We start from the raw sequence: 16,742 nt of genomic DNA on the forward strand, positions 1-16,742 counted from the left end.
GGCTTCCCCCCGTCCCCCGTCGTTTCCTACGGATCTAGCTCATGGAGTCCGAGGCGCAGCGGGACCCGCTGTCCCACGGGTACTTCTTGCCCAGGCAGACGTACACACGGACCGTCCCGCTGCCCGCCCCGTTGGACTCCCAGAAAATGGGCTCCCCACCGGAGGTGGAGGTGTCGTCCACTCCGAGCGGGCCGTAGCGGCCGTTCGCGTCCACGACATACGCGCGGGCCGCGACACCGTCGGCCTGGTGGTCCTGTACGTAGTTGTAGTAGCCGTCGTCGAAGTAGGCGTGTCCGCTGCTGGGCTTGCACACGGTCGCCCGCACGGTGCCGCCGGACAGCCCCTGGGAGTTGGCCACGGTGGCGCGCACCGTCTCGCAGCGGACGGCGGCGTGAGCCTGGGCCGGCAGCGCGACGCCGAGGGCGAACAGGGCCGTGGTCACTCCGGTCAGCGAGGCCGTGGCCCGCCAGGTGCTTCTTGCCATCGTTCGAGTCCTCTCATCGGCTTTTCTGATGGTCGGTGGCAGTGCTGGTGTGGAGGCCGGTGCTCGCGGGTCAGGCGGCCCAGCTGCCGGTGGACTTCGCGTCCGAGCGGAACTCGAAGGCGAACAGCTCGCCGACCCCTCCGCTCCTCGCGATGACGGTCCACTGCCCGGCGCGGGCGAGGGTGTAGTTCTTCTGGCACGTCTGGGCGCCGTCGCTTTCGAAGCAGACCTTCACGTAGCGGTTCGTGTTGGGTTTGATGTTGATGTCGGCGCACGCGCTTGAGGTGCTGAACACATCGCCCGCCGGGAGCCAGTACGTTCCGGCCGGCTTGAGGTAGCTGTTCGCGCTGCCGTAGCAGGAAGCCGGCGCGATCTCGTGTGCCTGGGCCGCCGGAGCGAGGCCGAGGGCGCCGCCCGCGAGAACGGTCGATATCGCGGTCGCGGCAATGCGCTGACGCATGGGCATGAGGTGTCCCCCTGGGATCGACGAGTCGGATGGGTGGGTGCTCCGGCCGGGGCAGCACCGAGCCTGCTGGGGTGGGCCGGACAGGGACAAGAGCCGCCGCTGTCCCGGACAGCCCACTGACTGTCCGGCCTGGTCAGCGCCTTGTCCGGATCTTGTCCGGATCATGAGGACCGTGGCGGGAAACGGGATTGTGCGGCCGTCCGAGCAGGGCCGACGATGTGCGGCATGGAGTTCAGGGGGGACGCGAGTCCCCAACAAGCGTGTGACGTAGGTGAGTTCATTGCCGCCATGCGAGAGCTCAAGGAACGGGCGGGGCTGACGTACCGCCAGTTGGAGGAGCGTGCCGCCGAGCACGGCGGGGTGTTGCCGCGCAGCACCCTGGCCGATGTGCTGCGCGGCCGGACCCTGCCGCGTCCGGAACTGCTGACCGCCTTCGTGCAAGCCTGCGGGGACGGCGAGCGGGTGGCGCAGTGGCTGGCGGCCCGGGACGGCCTCGTCCGAGGGGAGGGCACCGCGGAGAAGGGCCCGGATCCGAGGCGGGGCGTCCGCGTCCACCTCGGTGCGCGGGTGTTCACGGCTCCCGTCCTGCTGGCGTCGGTGGTCCTGGTGGCGCTCCTGGCCGCCGCCGTCTGGGCTCTGGTCTCCTTCCGGGAGGACGGCGGCTCGAAGGGCGAAGGGGGCGGGGGCCTCGCCGCGGCCGACGCACGGTCCGAGTTGCCCGAGGGCCACGTGCAGATCCGTCCGGCCCTGGCGAACGGCCTCTGCCTGACGGACGGTCACAGCAGCCGGTACAAGTCACTGGTCGCCGCGCAGCGGCCGTGCGACGAGGTCGCGCCCCAGGAGACGACGCTGGTTCCGCTCGGCGGGAACACCTTCCGGATCCGCTGGTACCACCCCGATCACGGCTCCGGCTGTCTGACGGCCCTGGTCGAAGGACCGGGTTCCGGGCTGCTGGAGCCGTGGGACGACTGCGGGAAGACGACCCCGTTCCGGATCGCGCCGGCCGGGCCGGACGGAAGCCTCCGGTACTCGCTGCGTGTCGACGGCCGGGGTTGCGTGGCCATCGGCGACGCGGACACCTCGGAGGGAGCCGAGGCCGTGGTGGAGCCGTGCCGGCCGAAGGACAGCCAGGTCTTCGTCATCCGGTCGGCGCGGTGAGGTCGAGAGTCGACCTCACCGTTCGAGCATGACCCTCTACCGTGCCGGCTGGGCGGGCTCACCCGGTTCGGCCCCGGCATGGGTGCGTTGATCGCGCGCAGAAGGCTGTGACCGTATGACCACGCTCACTCCGAGGGCCGCAAGCGACTGCTGTGACCCCGCGGGGCAGAAGTCAGGGGCCCGACTCCGAGGAGTCGGGCCCCGTCTGCGGCGACACCGTCCGGCACGGCCGGCCCGGCACGGTCATCGCCTCCCAGCCTGAGGGCATCGCGCCCGGTGCGCGGTGCTCAGCGACCGGTCTGTGTCAGGCGCGGGACAGGACCGTGTTCACCACCTGGCGCAGCATCGCCTCCGGGTCGGGGGCCGGGCCCGGGGAGCGCCAGGCCACGAAGCCGTCGGGGCGGACGAGGACCGCGCCGCCGCGGGTGACTCCGTGGGACTTCGCCCAGTCGGTGTCCTCGTCGTCCGGGGTCACGTCGGCCTCCGGGGTGCCGCCCACGCGGTACGACTTCAGCGGGACCCGCATGTCGGCCGCCAGGTGCGTCGCCGCCTCGTGCCAGCCGGTGGGCTGTGCGGCGTCGCTGAGCAGGACCAGGGAGTCCTCGTAGAGGTCCAGGGTGGAGACGCGGGTGGTGGTGCCGGTCTGGCGGAGCCAGAGGTGGGGGGCCCTGCTGCCGGGGGCGCCTGTGAGGTCCAGGCCCTCCGGGACCACCGGTGCTCCGGGGTCGGCGCCGACCACCGCGCCCTGGGTGTAGCGGTAGCCGAGGGCGACGTTGAGGATGCCGCCCGGGCCGCCGCCGGGGCCTCCGGCCGCCCCACCGCCGGGGCCACCCGGGCCCCCGCCTGAACCGCCGGAGCCGCCACCCGGACCGCCGGAGCCGCCACCCGGGCCGCCAGGGCCACCGCCCGGACCGCCAGGGCCACCGCTCGGGCCGCCGGGGCCACCGCCCGGGGCGCCGGGACCGCCGACAGGGCGTCCGCCAGGAGCGCCGCCGGGCGCTCCGCCCGGCCCCCCGGGTCCCATCCCCGGCGGAGGTGCGAAGCCCGGGTGGCTGTGTTCCACCGAGCGGCCCGCGGCTCGGGCGCTGGTGGCCTCCGCGACCGGGCGGCGTTCGGCGTCGTAGGTGTCCAGGAGGCCGTCTCCTGCCCAGCCCTCCAGGACCGCGGCCAGTTTCCAGGCGAGGTTGTGGGCGTCCTGGATGCCGGTGTTGGAGCCGAAGGCGCCGGTGGGGGACATCTCGTGGGCCGAGTCGCCGGCGAGGAGGACGCGGCCGGAGCGGTAGCTGCGGGCGACGCGCTGGGCGGCGTGCCAGGGGGCCTTGCCGGTGATCTCGACGTCGAGGTCGGGGTCGCCGATCGCGCGGCGGATGTGGGCGGCGCAGCGCTCGTCGGTGAAGTCCTCGACGGTTTCGCCCTGTTCGGGGTGCCAGGGGGCGTGGAAGACCCAGTTCTCGCGGTTGTCGACGGGGAGGAGGGCACCGTCGGCGTCCTCGTTGGTCAGGTAGCAGACGATGAAGCGGCGGTCGCCGACCACGTCGGCCAGGCGGCGGGAGCGGAAGGTGACGCTGACGTTGTGGAACAGGTCGCCGGGGCCGCTCTGGCCGATGCCGAGCTGTTCGCGGACGGGGCTGCGGGGGCCGTCGGCGGCGACCAGGTAGTCGGCGCGGATGGTGGTGTGCTCGCCGGTCTCCCGGCTCTTCACGATGGCCGTGACGCCGTCGCCGTCGGCCTCGAACGACAGCAGTTCCGTGCCGAAGCGCAGGTCGCCGCCGAGGTTGGTGGCGTGGGTGAGGAGTTCCGGCTCCAGGTCGTTCTGGCTGCACAGGCACCACGCGCTGGGGCTGAAGCGGGCCAGTCCGCCTCCCGCGTCGATCTCCTTGAGCAGCCACTCCCCCTCGTCCGAGACCAGGGTGGGCGTCTGGTAGATGCCGTGGTTCTCGGACAGGGTGGCGGCGGCCTTCCTGATGTCCGGCTCGGTTCCGGCCACGCGGAAGAGCTCCATCGTGCGGACGTTGTTGCCGCGCCCGCGGGGGTGGATGGAGGTGCCGGAGTGGCGCTCCACCAGGGTGTGCCGGATGCCCAGCCGCCCCAGGAAGACCGAGGTCGACAGGCCCACCAGGGATCCGCCGACGATGAGGACCGGGACTCGGTGGGCCCCGGGGGCGGCTCCGCCGGACCGGTCGGCTCTTTCGTTCATTTGTTCGTCCTCCGTTGTGACAGACGTCGTCCTTCGTCGTGACGGACGTCGTCCTCCGTGGTGGCGGACGTTCGCCCTCCGTGTGTCGGACCGTCGTCGCGTGACTCGCCCCGCGGCAGATGTGTGCCGGGGGTCTTCATGCATGCCCCGTGCGGCCCGACGAGGCCCGCGGTGGCTCAGGCTTCACCCGCTTAACCCGTCTGGTTCGCGGTCCTCGCGGGCACGGCTCACGATCGTGCTTACTGCGACCGCCGCACCCCGCCGGAGCCATGGCGCGCGCCGCGACGATCGCCCCAGTCCACGAGGAAGTTCCCGGAGAAGAGGTGGGCCGGATGACGGTCTCTCCCGTCGTAGCGACGGATACCGTGTCGGCGGATGCCCTGACCACAGACGCCGCGGCGGTATCGGCCCCCGCGGAAGCGGGTGGCGTGTCGATATCCGCGTTCGACGGATCCCGTGTACGGGTCGTCCTGATGCTGGACATCCACGACGGAACGCAGCAGGAGTTCCTGGACGCCTACGACGGTATCCGTGACCGGGTCGCCGCCGTTCCGGGGCACGTCAGCGACCAGCTGTGCCAGTCTCTGGACAATCCCACCCAGTGGCTCCTCACCAGCGAATGGGAGAGCGCGGCCCCCTTCCTCGCCTGGGTCAGCAGCGAAGAGCACATCGACACCGTCGAGCCCCTTCAGGACTACGTCCGCGACACCCAGTCCCTGCGCTACAGCGTCCTGCGGGAGACCACCGGCGATCAGCCCCCGTCCGCCGCGGCGGGTGAGCCACCGCGGCCCGCTCCCCGGATCGGGAACGATGTCGTACGGCACGCTCTGACCTTCACCGTACGGCCCGGCAGCGAGGGCGAGGTCGCCCGGCTGCTGGCCGACTACTCGCCGCCCGACGCCCGTGTCGACGACTCCGGCCGGCTGCTGCGCACCTCGGTCTTCCTGCACGGCAACCGGGTCGTGAGGGCCGTGGAGGTGCGGGGCGACCTGCAGTCCGCGCTGCGCCATGTCGCCCGGCAGCCCGGGGTGCAGGCCGTCGAGGAGGCCCTCAACCCGTATCTGGAGCAGGAACGGGACCTCCGCGATCCTCGGTCCGCCCGGCGGTTCTTCACCCGGGCCGCGATGCCGGCCGTCCACCACATGACGTCCCGCGGCCGGGCCGGCGCGCGCGACGCGCGGCTGGCGCTGCTGTACCCGGCCCGGGCCGGCGCCGGCCTGGAACTGGCCCGGCTGCTGGCCGGCCAGGACGCGGCCGCCGTCCACGCCCCGGACAACCCGGTCCGCTCCGCCACCGTCTTCCACCGCGACGACCTCGTCGTACGGCTCGTCGACGTGGACGGCGACCCGGAGGACGCGCCCGCGTACGTGCTGGGCCTGCACGGGGCCACCGATGCCACCGGAACCGCCGGTACCGCCGGGATCGCCGGGATCGCCGTGGCCGAGCGGTTGCTGGACACCGCCGCCGTCGGTGTCGACGGGCCCCTGACGGAGGCCCGCACGCTGTCGCTGCTGCTCGCCCGGGTCCGTATGAGGCCCCTGACCGACCGGCGTTCGTCCGACTCCTGAACCAGACGGCCGACGCACGCCCCCAGGAACACGCGGTCAGGCCACACCCCACCCGCCCACACTCCCCGCCCCGAACCACGCGGCCAACCACGCGGCCGGCCGGGCCCAACGGCGCGCCCGCCGGTCTGTGTGGACACTCCCCTCCCCCACCGCCTCCTGTCACCCCGGAGTGAACGACATGACAGACCAGCAGGTACGCATCGTCTCCCTCGGCGACATCGCGCCGAACCGCCGCCGCGGCGGAGACCTCCGCGCCCTTCTCACGCCCACCACCGCCGGGTCGACCAGCGGTTTCATGGGCGTGGCGATCGTGCAGCCCGGTGACCGGATCGCCGAGCACTACCACCCGTACTCCGAGGAGTTCGTGTACGTCACCGACGGCGGACTGGAGGTGGACCTGGACGGGGTGCCGCACTCCCTGTCCACCGGGCAGGGGCTGCTGATCCCCCAGGACATGCGCCACCGCTTCCGCAACGTAGGTGACGTCGAGGCACGCATCGTCTTCCACCTGGGGCCGCTCGCCCCGCGTCCGGAACTCGGCCACGTCGACACGGAGGACGCCGCGGGCAACGCCCTCCCGCACGACGGGGACCACGCCGGATGCGCCGGGCGGCACGAGCGTCCCGCCACCGCGGCCGAGGCGGTGTCATGAACCGGCGTCGGGTCGCCGTCACGGGCATAGGCGTCGTCGCCCCGGGCGGGATCGGCGTGCCCCAGTTCTGGGGCCTGCTGTCCGACGGCCGTACGGCGACGCGCGGCATCTCCCTGTTCGACCCGGCCGGGCTGCGTTCGCGGATCGCCGCCGAGTGCGACTTCGAACCGTCCGAGCACGGGCTGGACCTCGCCACGGTCCAGCGGTGCGACCGGTACGTGCAGTTCGCGCTCGTCGCCGCCGCCGAGGCGGTGCGGGACGCGAACCTCGACATGGAGCGGGAGGATCCCTGGCGGGCCGGCGCCACGCTGGGCACGGCGGTCGGCGGCACGACCCGGCTGGAGCACGACTACGTCCTGGTCAGTGAGCGCGGCTCGCGGTGGGACGTGGACGACCGGCGGGCCGAGCCGCACCTGGAGCGGGCCTTCACCCCGGCGACGCTGTCGTCGGCCGTGGCCGAGGAGTTCGGCGTGCACGGACCGGTGCAGACCGTGTCCACCGGGTGCACGTCCGGCCTGGACGCGGTGGGATACGCCTACCACGCGGTCGCCGAGGGACGCGTCGACGTGTGCCTGGCGGGCGCGGCGGACTCGCCGATCTCACCGATCACCATGGCCTGCTTCGACGCCATCAAGGCGACCTCGCCCAACAACGACGACCCCGCGCACGCGTCCCGGCCCTTCGACGCCGACCGCAACGGCTTCGTCATGGGGGAGGGCGCGGCGGTGCTGGTCCTGGAGGATCTGGAGCACGCCCGGGCCCGTGGGGCGGACGTGTACTGCGAGATCTCCGGCTACGCCACCTTCGGCAACGCCTACCACATGACCGGGCTCACCAAGGAGGGCCTGGAGATGGCGCGGGCCATCGACACGGCGCTCGACATGGCCGAACTGGACGGCTCCGCCATCGACTACGTCAACGCGCACGGCTCCGGCACCCAGCAGAACGACCGGCACGAGACCGCCGCCGTCAAACGTTCGCTGGGCGAGCACGCCTACGCGACGCCGATGAGCTCGATCAAGTCCATGGTGGGCCACTCGCTGGGCGCGATCGGCTCGATAGAGCTGGCCGCGTGCGTACTGGCGATGGCCCACCAGGTGGTGCCGCCCACCGCCAACTACACGACCCCCGACCCCGAGTGCGATCTGGACTACGTGCCGCGCGAGGCACGGGAGCGGACGCTGCGGCACGTGCTGTCGGTGGGCAGCGGCTTCGGCGGCTTCCAGTCCGCCGTCGTACTGAGCGGTTGCGAAGGAGGGCTGCGATGAGCGGACCACAACGGACCACGCGCCGTCAGCGGGACGGCGGCAGGCATGCGGACGGTGACAGCCACGCCGACGGCGGCGGGCGCGCGGACGGTGACAGGCACGCGGACGGTGGCAGGCGTGCCGTCGTCACCGGGCTCGGCGTGGTGTCTCCGCACGGCATCGGCGTGGAGGCGTTCTGGAAGGCGGTCGCGGACGGCACCAGCAGCCTCGGGCCCGTCACCCGCGAGGGCTGCGACCATCTGCCGCTACGGGTCGCGGGCGAGGTGCGCGGTTTCGACGCGGCCGAGACGGTCGAGGAGCGCTACCTCGTCCAGACCGACCGGTTCACGCACTTCGCGCTGACCGCCACCCACCTCGCCCTGACCGACGCCCGGTTCGGGCGCGCCGACGTCGAGTCGCCGTACTCGGTGGGCGTGGTCACCGCCGCCGGATCGGGCGGCGGCGAGTTCGGGCAGCGGGAGCTGCAGAACCTGTGGGGCCAGGGGTCGCGGTATGTCGGCCCGTACCAGTCGATCGCCTGGTTCTACGCGGCCAGCACCGGCCAGGTCTCCATCCGCAACGACTTCAAGGGTCCCTGCGGGGTCGTGGCCGCCGACGAGGCGGGCGGCCTGGACGCCCTGGCGCACGCGGCGCTCGCCGTGCGGAACGGCACCGACACGGTGGTCTGCGGCGCGACGGAGGCGCCGTTGGCCCCGTACTCGATCGTCTGCCAGCTGGGCTACCCCGAGCTGAGCCGCGCCACCGAACCCGACCGTGCCTACCGCCCGTTCACCGGTGCCGCCTGCGGGTTCGCGCCGGCCGAGGGCGGTGCCGTGCTCGTGGTCGAGGACGAGGCGGCGGCCCTGGAACGCGGGGCGGACGTGCGGGCCACGGTGGCCGGACACGCGGCGACCTTCACCGGGCCGTCCCGCTGGGCGGAGTCTCGGGCCGGGCTGGCCCGCGCGATCGAGGGCGCGCTGGCCGAGGCGGGGTGCCGGCCCGAGGAGGTGGACGTGGTGTTCGCGGACGCCCTCGGCGTCCCGGAGGCCGACCGGGCCGAGGCCCTGGCGCTCGCGGACGCGCTCGGCGCGCACGCGCGGCGCGTGCCGGTCACCGCGCCCAAGACCGGGACCGGGCGGGCGTACTGCGCGGCACCGGTGCTGGACGTGGCGACCGCGGTGCTCGCCATGGAGCACGGGCTGATCCCGCCCACCCCGCACGTGTTCGACGTGTGCCACGACCTGGACGTGGTGGCCGGCCGCGCCCGGCCCGCCGAGATCCGCACGGCCCTGGTACTCGGCCGTGGGCTCATGGGTTCCAACTCGGCGCTCGTCCTGCGGCAGGGCGGCACCGCGCCGTCCGCGAACGGATGACGGCCGACCGATGAGGGACCCGACGTCGGCGTCCGGCCCGACCCGACCAACGCCAATCCCGAGTGAGCGCCGCTTCCCGGCGAGCACCGACCGAGTTGAAGGAGCACCCCGCATGACCGACCAAGTGGACTACCAGGTGACCGTCGAGGAACTGGCGACGCTGATGAAGCGCACCGCCGGCGTGCACGTCGACCCCGTCACCCTCCAGCAGCAGGCCGACGACGGTTTCGACACCTTCGGCCTGGACTCCCTCGGCCTGCTGGGCATCGTTGCCGAGCTGGAGAAGCGGTACGGGCTGGGTCTGCCGGAGCAGGCCGAGCGCTGCAAGACGCCCGCGGATTTCCTCGCGCTGATCAACGGCGCTCTGAAGACGGGAGTGTGACGTGGCAGGCCACACCGACAACGAGATCACCATCGCCGCGCCGATGGAGCTGGTCTGGGACATGACCAACGACATCGACAACTGGCCCCGGCTGTTCAGCGAGTACGCCTCCGTGGACGTGCTCGACCGCGACGGCGACCGCGTCACGTTCCGGCTCACCATGCACCCGGACGCGGACGGCAAGGTGTGGAGCTGGGTCTCCGAGCGCGTCGCCGACCCGACGACCCGCACCGTCCGCGCCCACCGGGTCGAGACCGGCCCCTTCCAGTACATGAACATCGTCTGGGAGTACGCCGAGACCGCCGACGGCACCCGGATGCGCTGGATCCAGGACTTCGCGATGAAGCCGGACGCGCCCGTGGACGACGCCTGGATGACGGACAACATCAACCGCAACTCGCGTACGCAGATGGCGCTGATCCGGGACCGGATCGAGCAGGCCGCGGGCGAGCGGCGGACCGCCTCGGTACTCGCCGACTGACACCGAGTCGACCGACACCCACGGAGGGCACCTCCCCATGCACCACACCCTGATCGTCGCCCGGATGGCACCGGGCGCGGCGACGGACATCGCGAAGGTGTTCGCCGAGTCCGACAGCGGCGAGCTGCCCCACCTGGTGGGCGTCAACCGGCGCAGTCTCTTCGAGTTCGGTGACGGCGTGTACCTGCACCTCATCGAGAGTGACGCCGACCCGGCCCCCGCCATCGGCAGGCTGACCGGGCATCCGGAGTTCCGCCAGGTCAGCGAGCGGCTCGAACCGTACGTGTCGGCGTACGACCCGGCGACCTGGCGCGGGCCGAAGGACGCGATGGCGCGCTGCTTCTACCGCTGGGAGCGGACCGCCGCCGGCTGACGGACCGCCGCCTCCCGCACCGCGTCGGGGCTGCACGGGTTCATCCCGGGCAGCCCCGACGCACGTGTGCGCACACGACGGAACCACCTGAACGCCTCGCGGACCCTTGAGAGTGTCGAATGGTTGTACGGATCGGCACGAACTCGCGTGTGACAAGCCACACTTCATGTCCTGTGAGGGTTTCGCACAAGCTTCCGCTTTGATCTTGGAGGTACAAAAGCACACAGGAGTCCACTGTGCGCCCCGCCGACCAGCAGAGAGGACGCACGACGTGGGCCGATCCACAGCCCGCCGGTCACGCCGAAGGAACACCTCGGAGAGCGATGGCCGAGTGTCCCGTGCCCGCAGGCGGCGGCGCCGCAGAACGGGCCGGACGATCCTGGCCGTCCTGACCTTCGGAGCCGTACTGCTCGCGGGAGGCGCGGCCTTCGCGTACTGGCGGGACAGCCGGCCCCCGGCCACGGACGACCAGGTGGCCGACGTCGCCGACGCCCTGGACGCCGCCGGGACACCGTCCGGAGCGTCGAGGCCTTCCTCGTCGCCGTCGGTGAAGGCCTCCCCGTCGCCCTCTCCCTCACCTTCCCCCAGCACCATCGCCATTCCCGCGACCGGCCCGGGCACCTTCGTCACCGCCGAGGCCGACGGTTCGACCGTGGGCACGGGAAGCCGCGTACGCCGTTACAAGGTCCTGGTCGAGGAGGGCATCGACGTCCGGGCGAGCGAGGCCGCGGCCGAGATATCGGACGTGCTCGCCCACCGCCGGGGCTGGACCCGGGACGGGACGAACTCCTTCCGGCTGGTGAGCTCCGGCTCGTTCGACTTCGTGGTGAAGATCGCCACGCCGGGCACCGTCGACGCGATCTGCGGCCAGTGGGGCCTCGACACCGGGGGCGAGGTGAACTGCGCGGGTGAGAAGGACGTCGTGGTGAACCTCAAGCGCTGGGTGCTGGGCTCCCCGCAGTTCGAGGGCCCGATCGGCGAGTACCGGGCACTGATCATCAACCACGAGGTCGGCCACCGCCTGGGACACAACCACGAGACCTGCCCCGGACCCGGCCTGCCGGCTCCGGCGATGATGCAGCAGATCAAGGGACTCAAGGGGTGTGTCGCCAACGCCTGGCCCTACGACGACGACGGCAACTACCTGGCCGGGCCCTCGGTCCCCTGACCACCTGTGAGCCTTCCGCGGACCGCCCGGCGAGGGCGTCCGGCGGAAGGTTGGCGGGACAGCCGACGGGGGGAGGGGTGATGATCGGCCCATGACCACCACACCGCGCTTCGACCCTCGCACCCTCCTCGCGGAGAGCCGGCTCGGCGTGCTCGCGACGATCAAGTCGGACGGCCGCCCGCAGCTCTCCCCCGTCATGCCCGCCTACGACCCGGAGGCCGGCGTCATCCGCGTCTCCACCCGCGAAGGGCTGGCCAAGACCGCGAACCTGCGCCGGGACCCGCGGGCCGCCCTGGAGGTGACCGCCCCGGACGGCAGGTCCTGGGCCACCGCCGAGGGCGTCGTGACCCTCACCGGTCCGGGCCTCGACCCGCACGGGCCGGAGGTCGGGGCGCTGGTGGAGTACTACCGGGCCGCCGCCGGTGAACACCCGGACTGGGACGAGTACCGGATGACGATGGTGTCCGAGCGCCGGGTGCTGCTCACGATGACGGTCGAGCACGTCTACGGGGCCGATCTCGGCTGAAGCCAAGTCATGTGCCCGAGCGGTGATAGATACGCCCGCCGTTTACGTACCTCCTGGCGAACGAGCACGAGTACCGGTTACGAGGACGACTCTTCGGCGAGTCTCTCGCATCGCCCCTGGAGGCACCATGCGCCTGTCCCGCAACAGGATCGGAGTCGTCGTCCTGTTCGGTGTGATGACCCTGACCCTCACCGCTCTGGCCTTCCCGGCCATGCTCGGTCTGGAGAGGCCCGACGGTGACCAGGACCGTGTCGTCGCGAGCACCGAGTTCGGGCCGCTCACGGAGGCCGACCGCGACTTCGTGGTCAAGGTACGGGCCGCCGGGCTGTGGGAGTACCCGCTGGGCGAGATGGTGATGGAACGCGGTACGTCGAAGGCGATGAAGACCGCGGGCGAGCATCTGGTCGTCGGTCACGCCGGGCTGGACGCGATGTGCCGCGAGATCTCCCCCGAGCTGGGCATCACGCTGCCCAACCGGGCCTCCCCCCAGCAGGAGGGTTTCGTGGCGACGGTGGACGCCAAGAGCGGCAAGGAGTTCGACTCGTCGGCGGTCAACATCATGCGGGTGACCCACGGCCAGATCTTCCCGGCGATCGCCGGTATCCGGGCCACCACCAAGAACACGCTCGTGCGGCAGTTGGCCGACCTGGCCAACGACACCGTCCTGGACCACATCACGGTGCTGGAGAAGACCGGGCTGGTCGAGTACGACGAGGTCACCTTCCAGCAGACCGGTCCGGCGAAGCTGCCGAGGGAGAAGGTCACCCCGCCCCCGCCGCAGCCGGGAGAGCGGGTGCTCGTGCTCAAGCCCCGGCCCGACCTGAACGTGAACACGGCCTCCCCGACGCCCGCTCCCTCGCCGGCGGCCCCCTGACGCGCCGTGCCCCCTGAACGCGTCAGGCGTCGCGGGCCGCTGTGACGTCCGCGGCCCAGCCCAGCGGGTGCGGCTGGGGGTCGTCCGGTGCCGGGGCGAGGGGCTCGCCGCCCGCCTCGCTGAAGGCGGTGAGCGCCTCGACGAGCGCCGCCCGCTGACGGGGCTCGAGCCGTTCGACGATCGCGGCGATCTCGGCACGGCGCCGGGCGCTGACGTTCTCGACGGTGCGCCGGCCCTCGTCGGTGAGCCGGAGAAGGGTCTCGCGCCGGTTGTCGGGATTGGTCTGCCGGTCGGCGAGACCGGCCGCGATCAGCCGGTCGACCATGCGCATCGCCGTGGACGGGGCGACCTGGAGGTGGTCGGCGAGCGCGACCAGCTTGGTGGCGCCCCTGGTCGCGAGCACCATCAGCATCCGGAACTGGGGCAGCGTCACCCGCTCCTCCACCTCGGCGAGCGACCTCGCGGAGACGGCCACCAGCAGTCGTGACGCGGCCAGTACGGCCCTGGTGACCGCGTCGACATCGTCCAGGCCCCCGACGGGCATCTCACGCTCCGGCATGGGTCCTTTCTACCGTGCCGTAGTTCCTGCTCATCCACCTGATCGCGAGTCGGTGGGGCAGCCCCGGTGACCGGACCGGCGCGACGGGAGCGGCGACCACCGCCGGTCCGCCCTTCCCTGTACAAAGGTGGACGCGGAAGTCGGTTCTCGTCCCGGAAAGCGCGTCAGCGGCGCAGGACGGTCGTCCGGTTCGGCAACCGCCACCCGGGAACGGACCGGCGCCTTCGCGCGTTCGTCGGATGGGCGGTGCGTGCTGCTCGTGCGGTGGGCGTGCGGTGGGTCGAAGGAAGCGCACGGGGACCCTGGTGATCTCTTTTTGCACTGTGCAATGATCCGATGGGTGACCGGCCCGCGACCGTGTGGCGTACGGCGCCCGGGAGTGACACCGGCACCTGCCGCCGTACGGGCCGAAGAAGAGAGGAAGAGCGGGACCATGACCGCTTCCGGGCCGGACAGCGGCGCCACGCCCGACGAGCCGGACGGTACGCCGTCCGTGCCGGAGTACGTCTGGCGGCAGTTCCTGGACGACGACGAGCGCGCCATCCGCGCCTCCGCCCCGAGGGAACCGGCCGCACGGGACCGGACACCCGGCTGGCGCCCCCTGCCTCCGGACAGCACGGACAGTACGGGCGGCACTGACGGCACGGGCAGCACGGGCAGCACGGGCACGAAGACGTCCGCGGGACGTCCGTCCGACGTGGTCGGCGAGCCGTGGCATCCGGAGGATCCGTGGACCGGCCCGGCCTGGCGGGAGCTGGGCGGCCGCGCACGGATCCGGCGGGTCGGCCGGGTGATCGGCACGGCCGCGGCGGTCGCCCTCGCCCTGACCGCGTGGTCGCAGCTGTCCACCGGGACCGGCACCCCGGGCGGCGGACCGGCCGACACGATCGGGCGACACCTGGAGGAGAGCCCCGTCCTGCCCACCGCCGCCTCCCTCGCCCCGACGGCCTCCGGCGAGGCGAGCCCCGCGGTCTTCGAACCCGCCCCGTCCGTGATCCCCCGGGCGTCCTACTCCTCCTGGACATTCGACTGAGCGTCTGTTCAGCCCGTCCCTCTCTCGCCTCGCCGGGTGACGTCAGGCGCTGCGCTTGCGGGACGCCGTCTTCCTGGCGGTGCTCTTGCCGGCACCCGTCGACCTTTCGCCGGTGCTCTTGCCGGCGCCCGTCGCCTTTTCGGCGGTGCTCCTCGCCGCACTCCTCTCCGCGGGCTGAGCGGACTTCGCCGCCCTCTTCTTCGCGGTCGGCTTCTTCGCCACCGGCTTCTTCTCCGTCGCCTTCCTCCCGTCGGCCTCCTTCGCCGCTGTCTTCTTCGCCGTCGTCTTCTTCGCCGTCGTCTTCTTCGCCGTCGTCGACGTCGACTTCTTGCCGCCGGTTTCCTTCGGCGTCCACCGGGACGACGCCCCGCGCCGCGGCAGCGTCCTGACCTCGGCCTCCTCGGCAGGGCCGGACGTCTCCCCGCCGCGGGACTCCCGGGCCACCCGCACGCTGTTCTCCAGCGCGGCCATCAGGTCGAGCACCTTCCCGGGCGGTGCCGCCTCGGGGGCCTGAGGGGGCGTCTCGCCGGCGGCCTTCGCGGCGACGACCTCCTCCAGGGCCTCGCGGTACTCGTCGTGCAGGTCGTCCAGGTCGATCTCACCGAGCGTGGCCATCAAGGCGTCCGCGAGGTCCAGCTCCTGGTCGCGGACGGTGACACCGGCGTCCGGGGCGACGACCTCGGGGGCGCGCACCTCGTCCGGCCAGAGCAGGCCGTGCATCGCGATGGCATCGCCGACGACCCGGAGCATGCCGAGGCGTTCACGGCCCCGCAGCGCGAACTTGGCGATGGCGACCCGGTTGCTGCGCCCCAGCGCCTCGCGCAACAGCGTGTACGGCTTGGCGGCGGGGGCGCCGCTCGCCGCCAGGTAGTACGCGGAGCCCATCTGGAGCGGGTCGACGCGCTCCTCGGGTACGAAGGCCACGATCTCGATCGTCCGCGCGGTCGGGACCGGCAGCCGGGCCAGGTCCTCGTCGGTGATCGGGATCATGGAACCGTCGGCGTCCTCGTAGGCCTTGCCGATCTCGTCCTGGCCGACCTCGCGGTCCTCCAGCTCGCAGACCTTGCGGTAGCGGATGCGACCGCCGTCCTCCGTGTGGATCTGGCGGAAGGAGACCGAGTGGCTCTCCGTCGCGTTGATCAGCTTGACCGGGATGCTGACCAAACCGAAGGAGATCGCGCCGTTCCAGATGGATCGCACGTGCAGCACCCTTTCCAGTCGGTCGAATGCTGGATGCCCGTCGGGCGGTTTGTCCGCGTTTCATGAGATTCTCATGGTATGGCGCCTATCACAGAGGTGGAGGGGCGACGGATCGCCCTCAGCAACCTGGACAAGGTGCTGTATCCGGCGACCGGCCTCACCAAGGGCGAGCTGCTGCACTACTACGCGACGACCGCGGAGGTGCTGCTGCCGCACCTGCGGGACCGTCCGGTCTCCTTCCTGAGATATCCGGACGGTCCGGACGGCCAGGTGTTCTTCACCAAGAACGTGCCGCCGGGTACGCCCGACTGGGTCACCACGGCCGAGGTGCCCCGGTCGGAGGGCCCGGCGCGGATGGTGCTGGTGCAGGACCTGGCGAGCCTGATGTGGGCCGCGAACCTGGTGACCGAGTTCCACACGCACCAGTGGACCGCGGACGATCCCGACGAGGCCGACCGGTTGGTGTTCGACCTCGACCCCGGGCCGCCCGCGACCGTCGTGCACTGCTGCGAGGTCGCGCTGTGGCTGCGGGAGCGGCTGGCGGCGGACGGGATCGAGGCGTACGCCAAGACGTCCGGGGCGAAGGGGCTGCACCTGCTGGCCGGGGTGCGCGGGTCGTCGTCGGAACGGGTGTCGGAGTACGCGAAGACGCTGGCCATGGAGGCGGAGCGGGCGCTGCCGCGGCTGGTGGTGCACCGGATGACGCGCAGTCTGCGGCCGGGGAAGGTGTTCGTCGACTGGAGCCAGAACGCCGCCCGCAAGACCACGGCCACTCCTTACACGATGCGGGCCCGTTCCGAGCCGGCGGTCTCCACGCCGGTGACGTGGGACGAGGTGGCCGGGTGCCGGCGGGCGGAGCAGTTCGTCTTCCGGGCGGGAGACGTCGGACCGCGGGTGCGGGACTACGGCGACCTGCTGGCACCGCTGTTCGAACGGCGGCGGGCGGCACCGCTGCCCTGACCCGCGACCGTCCTGACCCGCGACCGTCCTGGCCCGCGACC

18 protein-coding genes are annotated in these 16,742 nt (G+C 72.2%); 13 read left to right on the plus strand and 5 right to left on the minus strand.

Translation table 11 applies throughout. The features are described 5' to 3' along the window. Positions 1-34: 34 nt before the first annotated feature. Both QC283_RS03165 and QC283_RS03170 read right to left on the minus strand, forming a co-directional pair. Positions 35-484: a hypothetical protein gene (locus tag QC283_RS03165; RefSeq protein WP_279559773.1), complete on the minus strand. Its 450-nt coding sequence runs from the start codon at positions 482-484 to the stop codon at positions 35-37. A 70-nt stretch (positions 485-554) separates the two neighbouring features. Beyond that, on the minus strand, positions 555-944 hold the full coding sequence (locus tag QC283_RS03170; RefSeq protein WP_279559774.1) for a hypothetical protein: 390 nt from the start codon (positions 942-944) through the stop codon (positions 555-557). Between the two features lie 294 nt (positions 945-1,238). Here QC283_RS03170 and QC283_RS03175 point away from each other — a divergent pair, with 294 nt between their 5' ends. Then, positions 1,239-2,108 carry a helix-turn-helix domain-containing protein gene (locus QC283_RS03175; RefSeq protein ID WP_279559775.1) on the plus strand — a complete coding sequence of 290 codons (870 nt, stop codon included), beginning with the start codon at positions 1,239-1,241 and terminating at the stop codon, positions 2,106-2,108. A 304-nt stretch (positions 2,109-2,412) separates the two neighbouring features. On the opposite strand, the gene QC283_RS03180 is transcribed toward QC283_RS03175, so the two are convergent. Further along, positions 2,413-4,305 carry an FAD-dependent oxidoreductase gene (locus QC283_RS03180; RefSeq protein ID WP_279559776.1) on the minus strand — a complete coding sequence of 631 codons (1,893 nt, stop codon included), beginning with the start codon at positions 4,303-4,305 and terminating at the stop codon, positions 2,413-2,415. 332 nt (positions 4,306-4,637) lie between these two features. Here QC283_RS03180 and QC283_RS03185 point away from each other — a divergent pair, with 332 nt between their 5' ends. The 10 genes from QC283_RS03185 (at position 4,638) to QC283_RS03230 (ending at position 12,949) form a co-directional block, all read left to right on the plus strand. Further along, on the plus strand, positions 4,638-5,873 hold the full coding sequence (locus QC283_RS03185; RefSeq protein ID WP_279559777.1) for a SchA/CurD-like domain-containing protein: 1,236 nt from the start codon (positions 4,638-4,640) through the stop codon (positions 5,871-5,873). A gap of 178 nt (positions 5,874-6,051) precedes the next feature. Continuing rightward, positions 6,052-6,525 carry a cupin domain-containing protein gene (locus QC283_RS03190; protein ID WP_279559778.1) on the plus strand — a complete coding sequence of 158 codons (474 nt, stop codon included), beginning with the start codon at positions 6,052-6,054 and terminating at the stop codon, positions 6,523-6,525. Next, positions 6,522-7,793 carry a beta-ketoacyl-[acyl-carrier-protein] synthase family protein gene (locus tag QC283_RS03195; protein WP_279559779.1) on the plus strand — a complete coding sequence of 424 codons (1,272 nt, stop codon included), beginning with the start codon at positions 6,522-6,524 and terminating at the stop codon, positions 7,791-7,793. The genes QC283_RS03190 and QC283_RS03195 overlap by 4 nt, the downstream gene beginning before the upstream one ends. Continuing rightward, positions 7,790-9,145 carry a ketosynthase chain-length factor gene (locus QC283_RS03200; protein ID WP_279559780.1) on the plus strand — a complete coding sequence of 452 codons (1,356 nt, stop codon included), beginning with the start codon at positions 7,790-7,792 and terminating at the stop codon, positions 9,143-9,145. Before QC283_RS03195 ends, QC283_RS03200 begins: the two co-directional genes overlap by 4 nt. Before the next feature lie 112 nt (positions 9,146-9,257). Continuing rightward, positions 9,258-9,527 (plus strand): acyl carrier protein, encoded by a 270-nt coding sequence (locus QC283_RS03205; protein WP_279559781.1) that lies wholly within the window; start codon positions 9,258-9,260, stop codon positions 9,525-9,527. A gap of 1 nt (position 9,528) precedes the next feature. Next, positions 9,529-10,008, plus strand: a complete 480-nt coding sequence (locus QC283_RS03210; protein ID WP_279559782.1) for an SRPBCC family protein — start codon at positions 9,529-9,531, stop codon at positions 10,006-10,008. 37 nt (positions 10,009-10,045) lie between these two features. After that, positions 10,046-10,381, plus strand: a complete 336-nt coding sequence (locus QC283_RS03215; protein ID WP_279559783.1) for a TcmI family type II polyketide cyclase — start codon at positions 10,046-10,048, stop codon at positions 10,379-10,381. A gap of 331 nt (positions 10,382-10,712) precedes the next feature. Beyond that, positions 10,713-11,549: a DUF3152 domain-containing protein gene (locus tag QC283_RS03220; RefSeq protein ID WP_279559784.1), complete on the plus strand. Its 837-nt coding sequence runs from the start codon at positions 10,713-10,715 to the stop codon at positions 11,547-11,549. 91 nt (positions 11,550-11,640) lie between these two features. After that, the gene (locus QC283_RS03225; RefSeq protein WP_279559785.1) at positions 11,641-12,075 is read left to right on the plus strand and encodes a PPOX class F420-dependent oxidoreductase; all 435 of its coding nucleotides are present in this window, start codon (positions 11,641-11,643) and stop codon (positions 12,073-12,075) included. Positions 12,076-12,202: 127 nt separating this feature from the next. After that, positions 12,203-12,949, plus strand: a complete 747-nt coding sequence (locus QC283_RS03230) for a DUF4142 domain-containing protein (protein WP_279559786.1) — start codon at positions 12,203-12,205, stop codon at positions 12,947-12,949. Between the two features lie 22 nt (positions 12,950-12,971). Here QC283_RS03230 and QC283_RS03235 read toward each other — a convergent pair whose 3' ends face one another. Continuing rightward, the gene (locus QC283_RS03235) at positions 12,972-13,508 is read right to left on the minus strand and encodes a MarR family winged helix-turn-helix transcriptional regulator (RefSeq protein WP_279559787.1); all 537 of its coding nucleotides are present in this window, start codon (positions 13,506-13,508) and stop codon (positions 12,972-12,974) included. 433 nt (positions 13,509-13,941) lie between these two features. Between QC283_RS03235 and QC283_RS03240 the strand changes: the two genes are divergently transcribed. Beyond that, entirely contained in the window at positions 13,942-14,541 is a 600-nt protein-coding gene (locus QC283_RS03240) for a hypothetical protein (RefSeq protein ID WP_279559788.1), read from the plus strand. Between the two features lie 42 nt (positions 14,542-14,583). On the opposite strand, the gene ku is transcribed toward QC283_RS03240, so the two are convergent. Continuing rightward, positions 14,584-15,741, minus strand: coding sequence for a non-homologous end joining protein Ku (ku, locus tag QC283_RS03245; protein ID WP_279559789.1), 1,158 nt, complete (start codon positions 15,739-15,741; stop codon positions 14,584-14,586). Between the two features lie 78 nt (positions 15,742-15,819). On the opposite strand from ku, the gene ligD reads away from it, so the two are divergent. Continuing rightward, a complete protein-coding gene (ligD, locus tag QC283_RS03250) occupies positions 15,820-16,701 on the plus strand; it encodes a non-homologous end-joining DNA ligase (protein WP_279559790.1) in 882 nt (293 codons plus the stop codon). Positions 16,702-16,742: the final 41 nt, after the last annotated feature.

This window comes from Streptomyces sp. DH41, from assembly GCF_029813785.1.
Lineage (GTDB): Bacteria > Actinomycetota > Actinomycetes > Streptomycetales > Streptomycetaceae > Streptomyces.

Coding starts and splice junctions, on each gene's coding strand:
- QC283_RS03165 (WP_279559773.1), bottom strand. CDS start 484: ATGGCAAGAAGCACCTGGCGGGCCACGGCCTCGCTGACCGGAGTGACC.
- QC283_RS03170 (WP_279559774.1), bottom strand. CDS start 944: ATGCGTCAGCGCATTGCCGCGACCGCGATATCGACCGTTCTCGCGGGC.
- QC283_RS03175 (WP_279559775.1), top strand. CDS start 1,239: ATGCGAGAGCTCAAGGAACGGGCGGGGCTGACGTACCGCCAGTTGGAG.
- QC283_RS03180 (WP_279559776.1), bottom strand. CDS start 4,305: ATGAACGAAAGAGCCGACCGGTCCGGCGGAGCCGCCCCCGGGGCCCAC.
- QC283_RS03185 (WP_279559777.1), top strand. CDS start 4,638: ATGACGGTCTCTCCCGTCGTAGCGACGGATACCGTGTCGGCGGATGCC.
- QC283_RS03190 (WP_279559778.1), top strand. CDS start 6,052: ATGACAGACCAGCAGGTACGCATCGTCTCCCTCGGCGACATCGCGCCG.
- QC283_RS03195 (WP_279559779.1), top strand. CDS start 6,522: ATGAACCGGCGTCGGGTCGCCGTCACGGGCATAGGCGTCGTCGCCCCG.
- QC283_RS03200 (WP_279559780.1), top strand. CDS start 7,790: ATGAGCGGACCACAACGGACCACGCGCCGTCAGCGGGACGGCGGCAGG.
- QC283_RS03205 (WP_279559781.1), top strand. CDS start 9,258: ATGACCGACCAAGTGGACTACCAGGTGACCGTCGAGGAACTGGCGACG.
- QC283_RS03215 (WP_279559783.1), top strand. CDS start 10,046: ATGCACCACACCCTGATCGTCGCCCGGATGGCACCGGGCGCGGCGACG.
- QC283_RS03225 (WP_279559785.1), top strand. CDS start 11,641: ATGACCACCACACCGCGCTTCGACCCTCGCACCCTCCTCGCGGAGAGC.
- QC283_RS03230 (WP_279559786.1), top strand. CDS start 12,203: ATGCGCCTGTCCCGCAACAGGATCGGAGTCGTCGTCCTGTTCGGTGTG.
- QC283_RS03235 (WP_279559787.1), bottom strand. CDS start 13,508: ATGCCGGAGCGTGAGATGCCCGTCGGGGGCCTGGACGATGTCGACGCG.
- QC283_RS03240 (WP_279559788.1), top strand. CDS start 13,942: ATGACCGCTTCCGGGCCGGACAGCGGCGCCACGCCCGACGAGCCGGAC.
- ligD (WP_279559790.1), top strand. CDS start 15,820: ATGGCGCCTATCACAGAGGTGGAGGGGCGACGGATCGCCCTCAGCAAC.